General features: G+C 54.3%; 16 protein-coding genes. 9 read left to right on the top strand and 7 right to left on the bottom strand.

Translation table 11 applies throughout. The annotated features are described in order from the left end of the window. The first annotated feature begins 13 nt into the window (after positions 1-13). The 6 genes from rpiA (at position 14) to EH198_RS05095 (ending at position 5,730) form a co-directional block, all read left to right on the top strand. Positions 14-694 carry a ribose-5-phosphate isomerase RpiA gene (gene rpiA, locus EH198_RS05120; protein WP_124694420.1) on the top strand — a complete coding sequence of 227 codons (681 nt, stop codon included), beginning with the start codon at positions 14-16 and terminating at the stop codon, positions 692-694. Next, positions 691-1,152 carry a VanZ family protein gene (locus tag EH198_RS05115; protein WP_148091484.1) on the top strand — a complete coding sequence of 154 codons (462 nt, stop codon included), beginning with the start codon at positions 691-693 and terminating at the stop codon, positions 1,150-1,152. The genes rpiA and EH198_RS05115 overlap by 4 nt, the downstream gene beginning before the upstream one ends. A 4-nt stretch (positions 1,153-1,156) precedes the next feature. Beyond that, positions 1,157-1,597 (top strand): GNAT family N-acetyltransferase, encoded by a 441-nt coding sequence (locus EH198_RS05110; protein ID WP_124694418.1) that lies wholly within the window; start codon positions 1,157-1,159, stop codon positions 1,595-1,597. A 190-nt stretch (positions 1,598-1,787) separates the two neighbouring features. Beyond that, positions 1,788-2,240 (top strand): MarR family winged helix-turn-helix transcriptional regulator, encoded by a 453-nt coding sequence (locus EH198_RS05105; protein ID WP_124694417.1) that lies wholly within the window; start codon positions 1,788-1,790, stop codon positions 2,238-2,240. After that, the gene (locus EH198_RS05100; RefSeq protein ID WP_124694416.1) at positions 2,237-5,398 is read left to right on the top strand and encodes an MMPL family transporter; all 3,162 of its coding nucleotides are present in this window, start codon (positions 2,237-2,239) and stop codon (positions 5,396-5,398) included. The genes EH198_RS05105 and EH198_RS05100 overlap by 4 nt, the downstream gene beginning before the upstream one ends. 74 nt (positions 5,399-5,472) lie before the next feature. Beyond that, positions 5,473-5,730, top strand: a complete 258-nt coding sequence (locus EH198_RS05095) for a hypothetical protein (protein ID WP_124694415.1) — start codon at positions 5,473-5,475, stop codon at positions 5,728-5,730. A 41-nt stretch (positions 5,731-5,771) separates the two neighbouring features. On the opposite strand, the gene EH198_RS05090 is transcribed toward EH198_RS05095, so the two are convergent. Beyond that, the gene (locus EH198_RS05090) at positions 5,772-6,443 is read right to left on the bottom strand and encodes a tetratricopeptide repeat protein (RefSeq protein WP_124694414.1); all 672 of its coding nucleotides are present in this window, start codon (positions 6,441-6,443) and stop codon (positions 5,772-5,774) included. Positions 6,444-6,683: 240 nt separating this feature from the next. Here EH198_RS05090 and EH198_RS05085 point away from each other — a divergent pair, with 240 nt between their 5' ends. Further along, complete coding sequence (locus EH198_RS05085; protein ID WP_185702751.1) at positions 6,684-8,501, top strand: stalk domain-containing protein; 1,818 nt, start codon at positions 6,684-6,686, stop codon at positions 8,499-8,501. A gap of 190 nt (positions 8,502-8,691) precedes the next feature. Beyond that, positions 8,692-8,853 (top strand): hypothetical protein, encoded by a 162-nt coding sequence (locus EH198_RS24490; protein WP_185702750.1) that lies wholly within the window; start codon positions 8,692-8,694, stop codon positions 8,851-8,853. Between the two features lie 82 nt (positions 8,854-8,935). Here the strand turns inward: EH198_RS24490 and EH198_RS05080 are convergent, their stop codons facing one another. After that, a complete protein-coding gene (locus EH198_RS05080) occupies positions 8,936-9,145 on the bottom strand; it encodes a hypothetical protein (protein WP_124694412.1) in 210 nt (69 codons plus the stop codon). 187 nt (positions 9,146-9,332) lie between these two features. Between EH198_RS05080 and psiE the strand changes: the two genes are divergently transcribed. After that, a complete protein-coding gene (gene psiE, locus EH198_RS05075; protein WP_124694411.1) occupies positions 9,333-9,740 on the top strand; it encodes a phosphate-starvation-inducible protein PsiE in 408 nt (135 codons plus the stop codon). Between the two features lie 94 nt (positions 9,741-9,834). Here psiE and EH198_RS05070 read toward each other — a convergent pair whose 3' ends face one another. The 5 genes from EH198_RS05070 to thiM all read right to left on the bottom strand — a co-directional run bounded on the left by EH198_RS05070 (position 9,835) and on the right by thiM (position 14,722). Continuing rightward, positions 9,835-11,169: a DUF2252 domain-containing protein gene (locus EH198_RS05070; protein ID WP_124694410.1), complete on the bottom strand. Its 1,335-nt coding sequence runs from the start codon at positions 11,167-11,169 to the stop codon at positions 9,835-9,837. Between the two features lie 178 nt (positions 11,170-11,347). Continuing rightward, a complete protein-coding gene (locus tag EH198_RS05065; protein WP_124694409.1) occupies positions 11,348-12,232 on the bottom strand; it encodes a copper amine oxidase N-terminal domain-containing protein in 885 nt (294 codons plus the stop codon). 117 nt (positions 12,233-12,349) lie between these two features. Then, positions 12,350-13,003: a thiamine phosphate synthase gene (gene thiE / locus EH198_RS05060; protein WP_281277993.1), complete on the bottom strand. Its 654-nt coding sequence runs from the start codon at positions 13,001-13,003 to the stop codon at positions 12,350-12,352. A gap of 71 nt (positions 13,004-13,074) precedes the next feature. Next, on the bottom strand, positions 13,075-13,899 hold the full coding sequence (gene thiD, locus EH198_RS05055; RefSeq protein WP_124694407.1) for a bifunctional hydroxymethylpyrimidine kinase/phosphomethylpyrimidine kinase: 825 nt from the start codon (positions 13,897-13,899) through the stop codon (positions 13,075-13,077). Positions 13,900-13,930: 31 nt separating this feature from the next. Continuing rightward, positions 13,931-14,722, bottom strand: a complete 792-nt coding sequence (gene thiM, locus EH198_RS05050; RefSeq protein WP_124694406.1) for a hydroxyethylthiazole kinase — start codon at positions 14,720-14,722, stop codon at positions 13,931-13,933. Positions 14,723-14,725: the final 3 nt, after the last annotated feature.

Below are 14,725 nucleotides of genomic sequence, written 5' to 3'. Positions count from 1 at the left end.
GGGGTGTAACCAAATGAACGCGAAGCAGTTGGCAGCGGAAGCGGCGGTTGATTATGTAAAAGAAGGAATGAAGGTCGGTCTCGGGACGGGGTCCACGGCCTACTGGGCCATCCGCAAGCTGGGAGAGCGGGTCGCCGAAGGCCTGAACATTACGGCAGTCGCGACCTCAAGAGCTTCAGAACAGCAGGCGAGAGAGCTTGGAATTCCGCTCGTATCTTTCGGGGAGATCGACCGTCTTGACCTGACGATCGACGGAGCGGACGAGCTGGACGGAGAGCTTCAGCTCATCAAAGGCGGAGGCGGAGCCCTTCTGCGTGAGAAGATTGTCGCAAAAGGCAGCGACCGGATGATCGTAATCGCCGATGAGAGCAAGGCGGTCCGGACGCTCGGCAAATTTCCGCTGCCTGTGGAAATCGTCCCGTTTGCCTGGGAATGGACATTGGCGGATCTGGCCAAACTCGGCTGCGTTCCGGAGCTTCGGCGCGCCGGGGGAGACTTATATAAAAGCGACAACGGAAATTACATAGCGGACTGCCGGTTTGAAATCATTGAATCTGCGCCCAAGTTGGCGCTGGCTCTCCATTCCATTCCGGGTGTTGTTGAACACGGACTGTTTATTGGGATAGCGGATATGGCGATCGTGGGAAAAAGCGACGGCAGCCTTGAAGTGATCCATAGTAAAGCGAAAGCTTGACACGGGACGCTCGCCGCAAGATTTGGATAAGGAGAGCGGCAATCTTTTGTCTCTTAGCATATTCGGGCTGTCTGCTCTATTGGATGTTTCTCGGCTTCGGACGGACCGTCCGGCATGACCTCCCGATGAGATATAATCTTGTTCCGCTTCGAACGGTGTGGTATTATCTTTCGGCGGGCGGCGGGCCGTCTTTGGCCGCGAGGCTGGTCAACTTGCTGGGCAACGTGGCCGTCTTTGTTCCTTTCGGCATGTTGGTGCCTTTGGCAACCGGCCGCCTGCTGTCGCCGATTCGACTGGCGGTCCTGTTTATCCCGTGCATTGCGGCGCTTGAGATCCTGCAAATGGTGCTGCGAGTCGGGAGCTTTGATGTCGACGACATTCTGCTCAACCTGCTGGGAGTGTGGACCGGCTTCGGGCTGCTGCGGCTGTACGGCATAACGAGAATAAGGAGATTGTGATACAATGCTTACTGATATTAAATCCAAAATCGATTCTCACGATGTTGAGGAATTGCTGTCTTATGCGGTTATCTCCGATCCCGGCGAACTTGAAAGAGTCCGCGCGGAATATAAGGAGGAAGCTCCCCTTAAGCTTTACGGCTGGGAGGAAGAGGAGCTGCTGGTCGGCCTGATCGGCTTTGAAGAGACCGAGGACGGTTCGATCGACATCCGCCATATCGCCGTGCTTCCGGAAAATCGCGGAAAAGGCTACGCCCGCGGCATGATTCTGGAGCTGCTGGCCGACCGCCAGCCCCGGTATGTCATCGCGGAAACTGAGGAAGAGGTGGCGGCACATTTTTACCGCAGTCTGGGCTTTATGGTGTATTCGCTGGGAGAGAATCCATCCGGTATTGAACTGCTTCGCTGCGTATACGAAGTGGAAGATTCGGAGGATGAAGAATAAGTTATTTGGGATAGACTGTAGTGCATCCATAGTAGTCACGGGGACTTCCCGCATGTCATCGACGATGGCTGGCGGGTAGTCCTTTTTTTGTTGTCGATAGGACAGCACTTGACTTTTCCGGCTGACCGAAATATAGTTTTACAATAAAACTATTCTATTCATGAACTATTTAAGAAAGGAGGAGACTGATATGAACGACGAAGCCAGAGAGTGGATCAATCGCTATATCGACGCTTATCAAATTGTCACCCGGCGGATCAACGCCCGGATTAGGGAAAGTATTGACGAGGGACTGACAAGCGACCAGTTCCAGATTCTCAGGCTGATCGACGGGCAGCCCCGCTGCACCTCGACTTACCTGGCGGAAGCCTTTTCCGTCGGCAAAAGTTCCATTACCGCAATCATCAACCGGCTGGCGGAAGCGGGAATCATCGAGCGCACCCGGGACGAGAGCGACAGGCGGCAGGTTTATCTGACGATCAGCGATTACGGACGCGGCATATATGAAACGGCGGAACATAAAGTGCTGGAGGTCATCTCGCCCTACCTAATGAACTTCGATAAGGACAATATCGAGCTGTTCATCACCATGTTTGAGAAATTGGCGCAGTTGATGCAAGAAGCGGGAGGTAGCAACGAATGAGAAGCATTTTAAAAGCAAGATGGGTCATTATCGCGTTATGGCTCGCGGCGGCCGTCCTTCTGGTCATGACCGCTCCTTCGTTCTCCGATCTGGTACGGGAGAAAGGACAAATTTCCGTTCCAGAGGGCTACACATCCTCCAATGCTTCCGAGATTCTCAGAGAGGTGTCCGACGCCAAGGGCGGAGAAACACTTCATCAGGCAGCGCTGGTGTTCAACAGGCCGCAGGGTCTAGGCGAGAAGGAGACGGAGAGCATCCGCCAGGGAGTGGAGAAGCTCGCCGCTAATAAGGAGAAGCTTGGACTGGACAGCATTACGGACCCTTTTTCGCAGGAGGCGTTAAAGGATACCCTGATTGCCAAGGACGGCAAGACCATCCTAGTCGCACTGTCGGTCAAGGGCGGGGATGATGCCGTCAAAGCGTTGCCGGATAAGGTGGATGCCCTGCTGAAAGATGTGAATGCAGATCATTACCTAACGAGCGAAGGGCTGATTAACGAGGATACGATCCTTAGTTCGGAAGCGGGCCTCAAAAAATCGGAGTACATCACCGTTGTCTTTATCCTTCTGATCCTGCTGGTTGTGTTCCGTTCAGTCGTGGCGCCGTTCGTGCCGCTGCTGACTGTGGGGCTCAGCTATATCGTTTCACAGTCGATCGTGGCGTTTCTTGTGGACCGATTCGATTTTCCGCTCTCCACATTCACGCAGATCTTCATGGTGGCCGTTATGTTCGGTATCGGGACGGACTACTGCATTCTGCTGATCAGCCGGTTTAAAGAAGAACTGGCGGCCTCGGAGGATACCAAATCTGCCATTATCGAGACGTATCGAAAAGCGGGCGGGACCGTTTTCTTTTCCGGTCTGGCTGTATTTGTCGGCTTCGTCGTCATCGGCCTGTCCAAGTTCATTCTGTACCGTTCGGCCGTTGCGGTCGCAGTAGGAGTCGCGGTGATGCTGCTCGCGCTGGTTACTGTCGTGCCTTTCTTTATGGCGGTGCTGGGCAAGAAACTCTTCTGGCCGTCGCGAGGCAGTCTGGAGCACAGCGAGAGCCGGATTTGGGGAGCGGCAGGTTCCTTCTCCTTAAAAAGACCTTGGGCGGCGCTACTGATCGTCGCGGCTGTCGTGCTTCCTTTTCTGCTTACATACAGCGGCAAGCTGTCATTCAACAGCATGGAAGAGATCGGAGGCCGCTACGCATCGGTCAAAGGCTTCAATATTATCGCGGACAGCTTCGGTCCGGGCGAATCGATGCCGGGCAAGCTTGTTATCAAGAACGACGACCGCATGGACAATGCGGAATATATGGGACTCGCTGAAAAAATCAGCCGCGAGGTTGAACAAGTCGACGGTGTAAAAACGGTCCGCAGCATGACCCGGCCAACCGGTGAGCAGATTAACGATTTTCTGATTCCGACGCAGGTCGCAACATTGTCGGAAGGGTTGGACAAGAGCAGCGAGGGCTTGAACAAAATCCAGAGCGGTTTGGCGGATGCCAGCAACCAGCTCAAGCAGAATGAGCCGAAGCTGACGGAGGCCGCCTCTGGCGCAGAACAGCTCGTAAGTGGTACGGCCGATCTGAAATCGGGCGTTGCCGCTCTGGGAGACGGTCTGACCCGCATCCAGAAAGGCATCGTGAGCGGATCGGCGGGAGCGGGCGAGATCAAGAGCGGCCTTCAGCAGGCCGCGGCGAGCGCTCAGCAGCTGGTCGACGTCCATAAGAAGCTGCTGGCCGGGTACAAGCAGATCGGCGGAGGCTTGACTGCGCTGGATGGCGGCATCGGCCAGATTCAGCAGCAGCTGTCCGGTGTGGCGGCGGCGCTGACCGGGCTGGGTTCGAGCTTTACCGGTCTGGAGGGAAGCCATCCTGAACTGCTGCAGGATGCGGACTACCAGACCATCAAGGGGACGGTCACCCAGACCGGTGAAGGAACCGCGAAGCTTGCAGCCGGGCTCGGACAAATCTCCGGGCAGCTGAAAGGCGCCGCAGCGGGGCTGGACGAAGCAAACGCAGGCTATGCCAAGGCTGCTGCCGGACAGGATGCGCTGGCACTAGGGCTGCAAAAGCTGGTATCCGGCATCGCGCAGCTCCAGTCCGGACTCAATCAGGCTGCCGGCGGGCAGAGTCAAATCGTCGGCAAGATTCCATCCATTACGGGCGGACTGGACCAGCTGCAAGGTGGACAGCAGCAGCTTGCGGATGGCTTCGGCGAGCTGAACGGGCAAATCGGCGATCTGACGAAGGGACTTAGTGACAGCGCGGACGGTCTGAAGCAGATTACCGGCGGCCTCGGCTCAGCGCAGGATTACCTGAACCAGGTTCAAGCGGCTGGAGAGAATGAACTAAGCGGTTTCTTCATTCCGGCGGAAGCGCTGGAATCGGATGACATTCAGCAGGTCTTCGACAATTATTTGTCGGATGACCGCAAAGTGATGACAATCGACGTCGTCTTCGCCGATAATCCTTACAGCACCGAGGCGATTGACAAGGTGGGCGATATCCAGGCGGCGGTAGAACGGGCCGTAAAAGGCACGAAACTGGAAAATGCGGAAGTGGCTTTAAGCGGAGTAACAAGCACTTACAACGACCTGCAGACCATTTCCAATGCGGACTATTCGCGGACCGTTATGCTGATGCTTGGCGGCATTTTCATCATACTGGTCTTTTTGCTCCGATCCGTCATTATGCCAGTATATCTCATTCTGTCGCTTGTCCTGACCTACTTTACAGCCATGGGCGTAACGGAAGCGGTATTCGTTAATATGCTGGGATATTCCGGTATTACATGGACGACCCCGTTCTTCAGCTTCGTCATGCTGATTGCCCTTGGCGTCGATTACAGCATCTTCCTGATGGCGCGCTTTAACGAGAATTCAAGCTGGGACGTCAAGGATGCCATCCTGCATGCGATGCGGAACATGGGCACCGTCATTTTATCGGCGGTCATTATTCTTGGAGGCACGTTCGCTTCGATGTATCCTTCAGGCGTGCTGTCCATGATGCAGATCGCGACCGTGGTGCTGTCGGGTCTTGCGCTGTATGCGTTCCTGTTCCTACCGTTCTTCGTCCCTGTCATGGTAAGAATGTTCGGCAGAGCGAACTGGTGGCCGTTCAAGATGAAGGAGCAGGAGGAAGCAGCGGACCGCAAGCTCCAGATGTAACATCGACGCGAGTTTAGATTCTGCTATTACGCCGCCACTGAGCAGCAGAAATCAGCCAGCCTTCGGGCTGGCTTTTGGTCCTCCTTGCTGTCGGCGGAGTAGCAGTCGGGAAGATAGCGCTGGGAGGCCTAGCCGTCGGCAAAATCGCCATCGGCGGCAGCGTAATCGGAAAGTATACCTTAAGCGCAGCCGATCCCCGGGGGATTCTCGCTGGAGCAGTTCCGCAGGATGCTGGAGGAAGCCTTCCCGCGTGCGGCTGGCTGGCTCCGCAAGTTAATATCATAGCAGTATGGCCGATGAAAGAAATAGAACCTCCGCTATCTCCTTTGTGAGAAGAAGCAGAGGTTCTTTTGGCGGTGAAAAGGCTTCGGATCTATCGCATTTTCGCAAAAAAGCTGCGCAGCGCCCAGCCGCGTTCCTGCCGCTTCTTATACCTTGGCAGCGAACGGTAAACGGCGACGGATTCGTTGAAAGACCGTTTTGCTTCGGCCTCTTGGCCCAGTGCCTTGTACATGGAGCCAAGCAAATAATACGCCTCGCTGGAAGAAGACTGTATTTCATGGAACTCTTGCAAATAATGCAGCGCCTTGTCGCGGTCATTGTGGCGGAAAGCCTCCGCAAGACGGAGATAGGGCTGACCGTACTGCACTCTTCGGTTAATCTCCAATCCGCGCAGCATTTGGCTTTCTCCTTCCTCGAGCTGTCCCAGCTTAATATTTGCATATCCCAGATCGACCCAGTATTCGGCGGACTGCTCATAGCGGTCTCCGATTTGCAGCAGAAGCTCCTGCGCTTCCCTGTATTTCTTGCGCTCTGCCAATAGACGGGCCAGCTCGAACTTGGAAGAAACGTCATTGGGGTTAAGCGAGATTTGAGTGCGAAGTCTGGAGCTTTGTCTTGCTCTGCGAAAAGGCCTTGCGATGCTCGGGAACACGCCCACATAGCGGCGGTCAAGGAAATACACAACCGCAAGCAGAATGATCACCGCGAGAAACGGATTCCCCACCAGCCTCCACAGCAGCATAAAAACGATAAATTTAACCATGATTCCCCTCCAAAAAATAGTGTTGCCGGTATACCCGCAAGCGTAACAATCCACATGCATTATATCATCCTTTTGTAGCGGCAGAAAATGGAATCTGTAATTGGGGATAGTTCATTTGTCGGCTCCTGATGGGACGAAAGAACGGTTTTGGGCCGAAACGGAAAACTTTTTTCTGCTTCGACGCGTCTACAGATTAAAGCATTTCCGCTTTGTAATGGCATGAAGAAGGGAAGTGAACAGATGTCTGCATGGTACCGAATGAAGCATCTGTCAGGTCTGCTGCTTGCCTCTACCTTAGTATTTACTGTATTGCCGGTTCGCGCGAAGGCGGCGCAGTCTTCGGTGTACGCCTCCGCAACGCTGTCAGGGATTAAGGAAATTGTGGCAGCGCCGGGCTTCTGGGGCGGCAGCGCCTTTGCTCTCGGCAAAGACGGCACTGTCTGGTCGTGGGGAAGCAATTATTTCGGCCAATTTGCGAACGGAACAGCCGGGCCTGCGAATTGGAGCAATGCGCCGCACAGAATCGCAGGACTTGAGGGAACAAAGCGGCTTGTCCCCGGAGGCAATTATTATATGGCGCTCGGTCTTGACGGTAAGGTGAAGGTCTGGGGTGCTTTCCTTCGAACCGGCGGAAGAAGTGAGGCTGCCCCATCCGGCGATCAATGGGTGATTCCGCTGCCGGAAACGATAGACGGGTTAACCGGCATTACGGATATTGCCGCAGGAGGCAGTATGGCGCTGGCGCTGCGAAAAGACGGTAAGGTGATGGCTTGGCTGGCTCCGGATGTATCATCGGACGACAGCGGACCCTCGGCGGGTTCGACCGGTGGCACCCTGTCCGAATCGGTGAATTCGACCGGTGGCACCCTGTCCGAATCGGTGAATTCGACCGGTGGCACCCTGTCCGCATCGGTGAATTCGACCGGTGGTGCCCTGTCCGAAACGGTGAATTCGACCGGTGCTACCCTGTCCGAATCAGTGAATTCGACCGGCGATACCCTATCCGCGTCGGTGAATTCGACCGGTGCTACCCCGTCCGTATCGGCGGGCACCGCTTCACTACTCCCGTCCGCCATACCGGTATCCGGCTTGTCCGGGGTTAAGGCCATTTACATGGACGGTGAAAATGGGCTGACGGTAAAAAACGACGGAACGCTTTGGCTGATCACGAAGGAGAGGGCGGCAGCCGGCGGACAACCCGTCAAGATTCCGGGACCGGAGAAAGTGCAAACGGTCGAAACCGGAGACGGGGGCTTGATGGTATTGACCAGAGGCGGAAAGGTCTGGGCGCCGTTAAGCGCGGCGGATGCAGCCGTGAACCGCTTGGAGCAGGTGCCGGGCTTGTCCAGCATCGTATCCATCCAGAATGGCTACGGCTTTAACCTATTGAAGAATACAAAAGGCGAGTATCTGCTTTGGGAAGCGGGTACGAATCTGAAGTCGCTTCAGAAAGTAACGGTCTTAAGCGGTATTTCAAGCCTGACCCTGGATTTCGGAGGTTTAGCGGCGGTCAGGAAGGACGGAACGCTTTGGCTTTGGCATCGTAATTACCAGAGCGGCAAGCTGACCTTTACCAAACCGCGTCAAATGAAGGGAGTCGTCTGGCCGGTCTCCTTTGCGGCGGGAGAGAACAGCAAGTACGCTGTGCTTGCGGATGGGACGGCGATGGCCTGGGGAACGAATATATTCGGGCAGCTCGGGATCGGCGTGAACGAATCGCGTCCTTTTACGGCTTCGCCTTTACTCAAGCCGGTTTCACTCCGGGTAGGAGGCAAGCTGCTGAATCCGGCACAGCCGCCGCTTTACAGAAACGGAAAAGTGTACGTTCCGCTTCGTACCGTCGCCGAAGGGCTTGGGTTCACGGTCAAGATCGAAAATGACGGATCTGTTGCACTGACGGGACACGGACGAAGTGTCGCGCCGCCGGCCGCCGGCTCTTTTAAAGTCAGCTATACGCAGCTTGTTCCGGCGGGAAAACTGGCAGAAAGCCTGGGATTTTTGGTTAATTGGGATAGCAAGAGCTATGAAATTTCCTTTGTCTCAATGGGCCAAAAGTAATCGCCTAACCGCCAGGGAAGATGTTCTAGGACTCGCGGGACCGGCTCTAAAATAGAGTTTTGGGACTACGCAACTATTTTTCTCTGATACTCATAAAAACTGTTTAGGGCTGGAAAGTATGGGGTAAGTAAAAATTAATCATTCGTTAACTTGCAAATAAGGAGCGATTATGAAAAGGAGGCCGACTTAAATGACCTTATCCGTACATAACCTTATGGCATTCAATCAGCAATATTTCAGACCTCAGCCGTCTGTCGATGTTAAGCGGGAAACCGTCCACGAGAAAAGCCAGAGCTTTCAGGATATCCTGAATGAAAAGATGAGCTCCGGCGGTATGGACTTAAAAAAATAATCTGTAAACTCTTGAGATGACCGGCCGGGGATTCGCCGTTATGGCGAATTGCCGGTTTTTTGCAATGTCTACATTTCATTGTCTACCTAACTTCAAAGAATTCGCAGTCCCGCCGCGAGTAATAGGTCAGATCGCTGACCCTTGACTGGATAATCACATCCGTATCGGTGAACCTTACCACCGTCGCTCCCGAGTTGATCAAGTGATCATTCTGGAACACGCGAACAGGAAGCTGTCGTTCCATCGCCTCCTGAAAGTCGTGGTCGGTGACCAAAGGTCGGTTTATCGGCATGAATAAAGTTCTCCTTTTCGCAATAATGGCAAAACAAAAGTAAAACCAGTATACCCGCGAAATGTCCGCAGCGCCAGTTCAAGTGCACTGCTCCAGTTTGCCTGCCGGAATGAAAATCACTGAAAACTTGCCTTGAAAACGAAATCACCTTTATACTTGGGATTACTTTCAGGCGGGAGGTGATCTTTTGAAGACAAAAAATAATTTCACGTCTATTCCGTTCATTCTGCAATGGACTCTCAATGCCGCGCTCGTCGTGCTGGCGGTCATTCTTGTCATACTTCTCGGCAAGGAGACTGTTTATATTTTCGGTTTTATCAACGATGGCGGCCATCTGACCAAACTGGACCTGCTGGAAGCTTTGCTGATTTATTTTTTGTATTTCGAGTTCATTGCCCTGATTATCAAGTATTTTGAAGCGCATTATCATTTCCCGCTCCGATATTTTATTTACATCGGCATAACGGCGATGATCCGGCTGATTATTATCGATCATGAAAGTCCGTCGGACACGTTGATCTACTCCGGAGCTATCCTGCTGCTTGTGATTACACTGTATATTGCCAACAGCAAGATGCTCAAAAGAGAGAATTAACAAAGTTGTTTCAACAATTTGCTGTGAGGACAGAACGCCAACCGGGTGCGGGAAGCGGAGCTGTCCTTTTTTTTTTGTAACCTTCCCGCCGCTGTTATTGAGATCGGCCCGCTTCCGCCCACTCCTTGAACAGCTTGAAATCAGTCTCCACCTGGTCGGCATAGGCGGCGGCCCAATGCGAGATATGCCGGGCGGGTAGGCCCGGGTCCGGTCCCATCGCTTGGGCGATTTCGTTCTCGCTGTGATAGGGAAGAACCCCGCGGTTCACATCGGCGTCCGCTCTGGCGTGCATTTTTGCCGTGAGCCGGGCCATGATAACGAGTGTGCGTTCCATATCCTCGAACGATTCGATATCCTCAAGCTTCAATCTTTTCTTGTAAGGCGAACGTTCCCGTACGTAGAAATGCCTTTCTTCCATTGTGAAAAAACCGAGATAGGGATCGGCTTTATGGTGCATGGCCTGCTGTGTTGCCGTTACGCGTTTTCCCTGATGACCGAAATAATGCCAAAAGGATTCCGAGTAAGGCATGAAGTAAGCGGGGATCGGCACGCGCACCTCTTTGGCTTCCAGCACCGTGTCGTCCGCATCCTTTTTTTCTCCACCCTCGATCAAAATATAATAGCGATCCAGTCCGATCGACGCGGTTCCGGAACCTTCTTTTACAGCGATGTCCTTGATATTGTAATGTTCAGGAGCAGTTCTCCGGGAATTTAACGTATCCAAATAGAACGGCCACGACTGCTCCAGCTTTTCCTGTTCGGCCCTGCCGGGCGCTTTCAGCTCCGAGGTTTCGAGGAATATCCGGTCATTCTGCATCAAGGCGGTTACCTTCTCCAAAAAATGCGCCGCTTTGCGCTTCTCCAGTTTCCGAAGCAGTTTTTTAACGGGGCCTTTCGCCGAATCCTCATCGATAATGAATTTGCCGGGATCATCCTTTTCATTACAAAAGGCTTGAATCTGTCTGTAATACGCCAACACATAGGCCTCAACGCAGTCCCATTGATTCTCAAGGGTGTAGCCGAGTTCCCGGCAGACAAGCACAATGCTGACGGACATCCGCAGGAGGTCGTAGAGGTAGGACCCCACATAGCCTTCGTCAAAATCATTGACATCATAGACCAGATTTCCGTCCTCGTTGCGGAAGGCACCGAAGTTCTCGAAATGCAAATCTCCCTGAATCCAGGTTGGGCGCTCCGGCGAGGAATGGTAGGGGAAATACTGGCGGGTGGCGTCAAAATAGAACAGATACGCGCTGCCCCGGAAAAAGGAAAACGGGCTCAGCAGCATCTTGCTGTATTTCTCGGCTCTTTTGTCTTCGCCAAGCTTCATAATTTCGCCGTCAAACTCGTTAAAAATGGAGATCAGCGTCTGCTTGCGCAGCTTCGTCCGCGTGCGGATAACTCCTTCGGTAATGTTTTTGTCGATCATGCCGGACCTCCCCCGTTGATTATGGAATCTATCTTTAATTAAACGTATTTGGTTATTTTAATACCGCCAGCAGGCAAGAGCAAGGCGGTCCCTTTCTTGAACGGACAGATGGCAAAAGAAAGGGAGGTTCCTTTAGCGGAATCTCCCTTTTCATTCAACTGCCGGTGCTTTGATTTTGCTATTCCTCGTAAATGATGACGGAGCGGCTTTCCGCTTCCCATTTGACTGTTGCCTTAAGCGATTCGCTTACAAAGCGGACAGGGACAACCGTGGTGCCGTTCACAACGGCGGGTGCCGTCTGTAGAGAAACTTTTTTGCCGTTAACGTAAGCGGACTTACTACCGATGACAAGCTTAACGGCGATTCCACCGCGGGTAATGGTCACGGACTGCTTTTGTTTGTTCCAGGTGACCTTGGCGCCCAGTTCTTCGGCAATGGCCCGGAAAGGAACATGCGTTGTGCCGCCCAGAAGAACAGGAGCCGATCCGGCGTCAGACTGTTCCCCGTTGACGTACAGCCGGATGCCTTTTTGTCCTAATTTATCATACAGTTTGCCCAGCTTTTTGTAGGAGTCGAGGTTTTTGATATTCGCCTTGATGGCTTCCTGTTCGATATAAACCGCATCGGTTACGCTGCCGCGTTGTTCCAGCATTTCGGCGACAGCAGTCAGTGCCGCATCCTGGTCCTGGATGGCTTCGAGCCTGGCTTTCATTTCAGGGGTCAGCTCAGTGGAGTAATTCGTCAACAGCAGTTCGGCAAGAACGGCTCCGGCCGGCTTGCCTTCCACATTTTCGATGGCTTTAAGCAGACCTTTGTAACCGTTGTGGCCTTTATATGTACTTGTTGTTGCGGTTTCCTGATACGTGGCCTCCGTAACCGACTTCGTCTTGCTCTCTTTACTTTCGGACTTCGCCGCGGCCTTGTCAGGTTGGCCTTTGTCCGAGGCGGCATTTTTCTGGCTTTGCCCGCCCGCGTTGGAGTGATCGGGTTTTGCCAGCGCCGAACCGGCCATAAGGCTTGACGCCAGCATACAGGATAAGAGGATCATCCAGCTTTTTTTCATTTGTTATGTTCCCTCCTTGATCGAATCTATTTATTTTATCGGTCAATGAGAGACTCTTGTGAGGAATACAGAAAATTTAAGTCCAACATCCTATAGGGCATTCCTATTCATTAGCAGCTAGCCCTCTACACCGAAAAAGCTGGCCAGCTCCGCCGCCGCCGAACGGGGGCTTGAGGCGGAGGCGATCGCGGAAATGACCGAAATGCCGTCCGCACCCGCGGCCAGAACAGGGCTAGCGTTGTTCACTGTTATGCCGCCGATGCCAACTAGAGGGATGGCGATACCTTCTCTGCGCAGATTTTCGATCAGGACCGTGCCTTGCACCGGCCGGGCATCGTCTTTGGACGATGTCGGGTACACGGGGCCGATGCCAAGATAGTCGGCGCCGTCGGCGATGGCCTGCCGGACTTCCTCCGGCGTGTGTGCGGAGACGCCGATGATTTTGCGGCTGCCCAGCTGCTTACGAAGCACCCGCGCCGGCTCGTCGTCCTGGCCGACATGCACACCGTCCGCGTCAATCGCAATCGCCAGGTCGATATCGTCGTTGACGATAAAGGGAACGCCGTGGGAATGGCAGATCCCCTGAAGCTCCCGGGCGAGGTTCAGCTTGGCTTCGCCCTTTAGCGCTCCGGGGCCTTTTTCGCGGAATTGAAAGATCGTTACTCCTCCGGCAATCGCCTCCGCAAGTACCTCGGCAGCGGGACGGCGGCAGTTGACGCTCCCCATAATGAAATACACCCGAAGCAGGCTGCGTACGTGTTCGCTGTCCAGTCTGCCGCCGCTGTCCGCCAAAGATTCATCCGCACCGGTCCAAGGGGAGCCGAATTGGGGATTCCGTTCGCTCATCGCCGGTCACTTCCTTCCGTGCGCAGCCTGCGGCCGTACGCAAAATGGTTGGTCGGCCCGTGTCCGCCCCCGATGCCGAGGCCGTCTTCGATAGCCGCCCGGATAAACGCTTTGGCGGTCCGGACGGCTTCCGCCGCCGAATGCCCCTTTGCCAGTTCCGCTGTCAAAGCGGCCGAATAGGTACAGCCCGTTCCGTGCGTATGCCGGGTATCGATTCTCGGACTTTCCATGTACACAAACTCCCGGCCGTCATACAGCACATCCGTGACGACGGAAGTTCCGCTTCCATGACCGCCTTTAATGACGACGTAGCGCGAACCCATCTGCGCGATCCTTTTGGCAGCTTCCTCGCAGTCTTCGAGGCTTGCAATGCTCATGCCGGCCAAAATTTCCGCTTCCGGAATATTCGGAGTGGTTACCAGGGCAAGAGGGAGCAGGTGCTGAATCAGGGATTGAACCGCTTCCCGCAGCAGCAGCGATGACCCGCCTTTGGCTACCATAACCGGATCGATAACGAGATTGCTCCATCCGTACTGCCTGATCTTATCCGCTACAGTTCTTATGATCTCTCCACTGAACAGCATGCCGGTTTTGACCGCATCCGGGGCCAGATCCTCGCCGACGGAATCGAGCTGCCGCGCCACGGCCTCGGGTTCGAGCGGGTACACGCCCTGAACCCCGAGCGTATTCTGCGCCGTCACCGCGGTAAGCGCGGACATGCCGTAGACGCCCAGTTCCTGGAACGTCTTGAGGTCGGCCTGGATTCCCGCGCCCCCGCCGCTGTCGGAGCCGGCGATCGTTAACGCTTTGTATACGTTCATCTTTTTCGTCCCCCTTGCTGAAAAGTTCTGTTTACGCTTCGCGGATTCTCGACAGCTTGCCGTATTCCTCCGGCGTAAGAAGCGCCAGCTGGTTCAGGAATTCAATCTGGAAGCTGCCCGGACCGTGCGAAGCCGTCTTCTCCGCTGCGATCTCCGCGGCGACGCCGTAGAAGGAGAGGGCTTCTGCCGCCGCTTCCAGCGGGGAGTCCCCCGCAACCGCCAGGAAAGCGGCAACGACGGAGCTGAGCAGGCAGCCGGTTCCGGTCACTTTGGTCAAAATGGGGTGGCCATTGGCGGCGATATACGTTTTCTCTCCATCGGTGATAATGTCCTCTTTTCCGGTAACAATGACGATGCATCCGAGCTTTTTCGCCGCTTTAATGGCCACGGCGGCATGATCGCCGTCACCTGCTCCGGCGTCCACGCCTTTAATGGACCATTTCTCTCCGATGACGTTGGCAACCTCGGCGACATTTCCCCGCAGCGCGGTAATCTTCATTTCCGAAACGAGACGATGTGTGACTTCCGTCCGGTACGCAGTCGCGCCGGCTCCCACCGGATCGAGAACGACCGGTACACCGTGCTTGTTGGCCGACTGTCCGGCGAGCAGCATGGCCTTGATGGCTTGCTCGTTAAGCGTGCCGATGTTGATCAGGACGGCGCCGGACATCGCAGCTACATCCGCCACTTCTTCATGCGAATCCGCCATAAACGGCGAAGCTCCCAGAGCGAGCAGACCGTTGGCGGTAAAGTTGGTGACGACGATGTTGGTGATGTTGTGGATGAGCGGATTGTTTTCCCGAAGTTTGGTTATGAAAGACATTTG

The organism is Paenibacillus rhizophilus (assembly GCF_003854965.1).
In the GTDB taxonomy this organism is placed as follows: domain Bacteria; phylum Bacillota; class Bacilli; order Paenibacillales; family Paenibacillaceae; genus Paenibacillus_AQ; species Paenibacillus_AQ rhizophilus.
The sequence above is the reverse complement of the archived record's forward strand: the minus strand, read 5'-3'. Positions and strand labels throughout refer to the sequence as shown.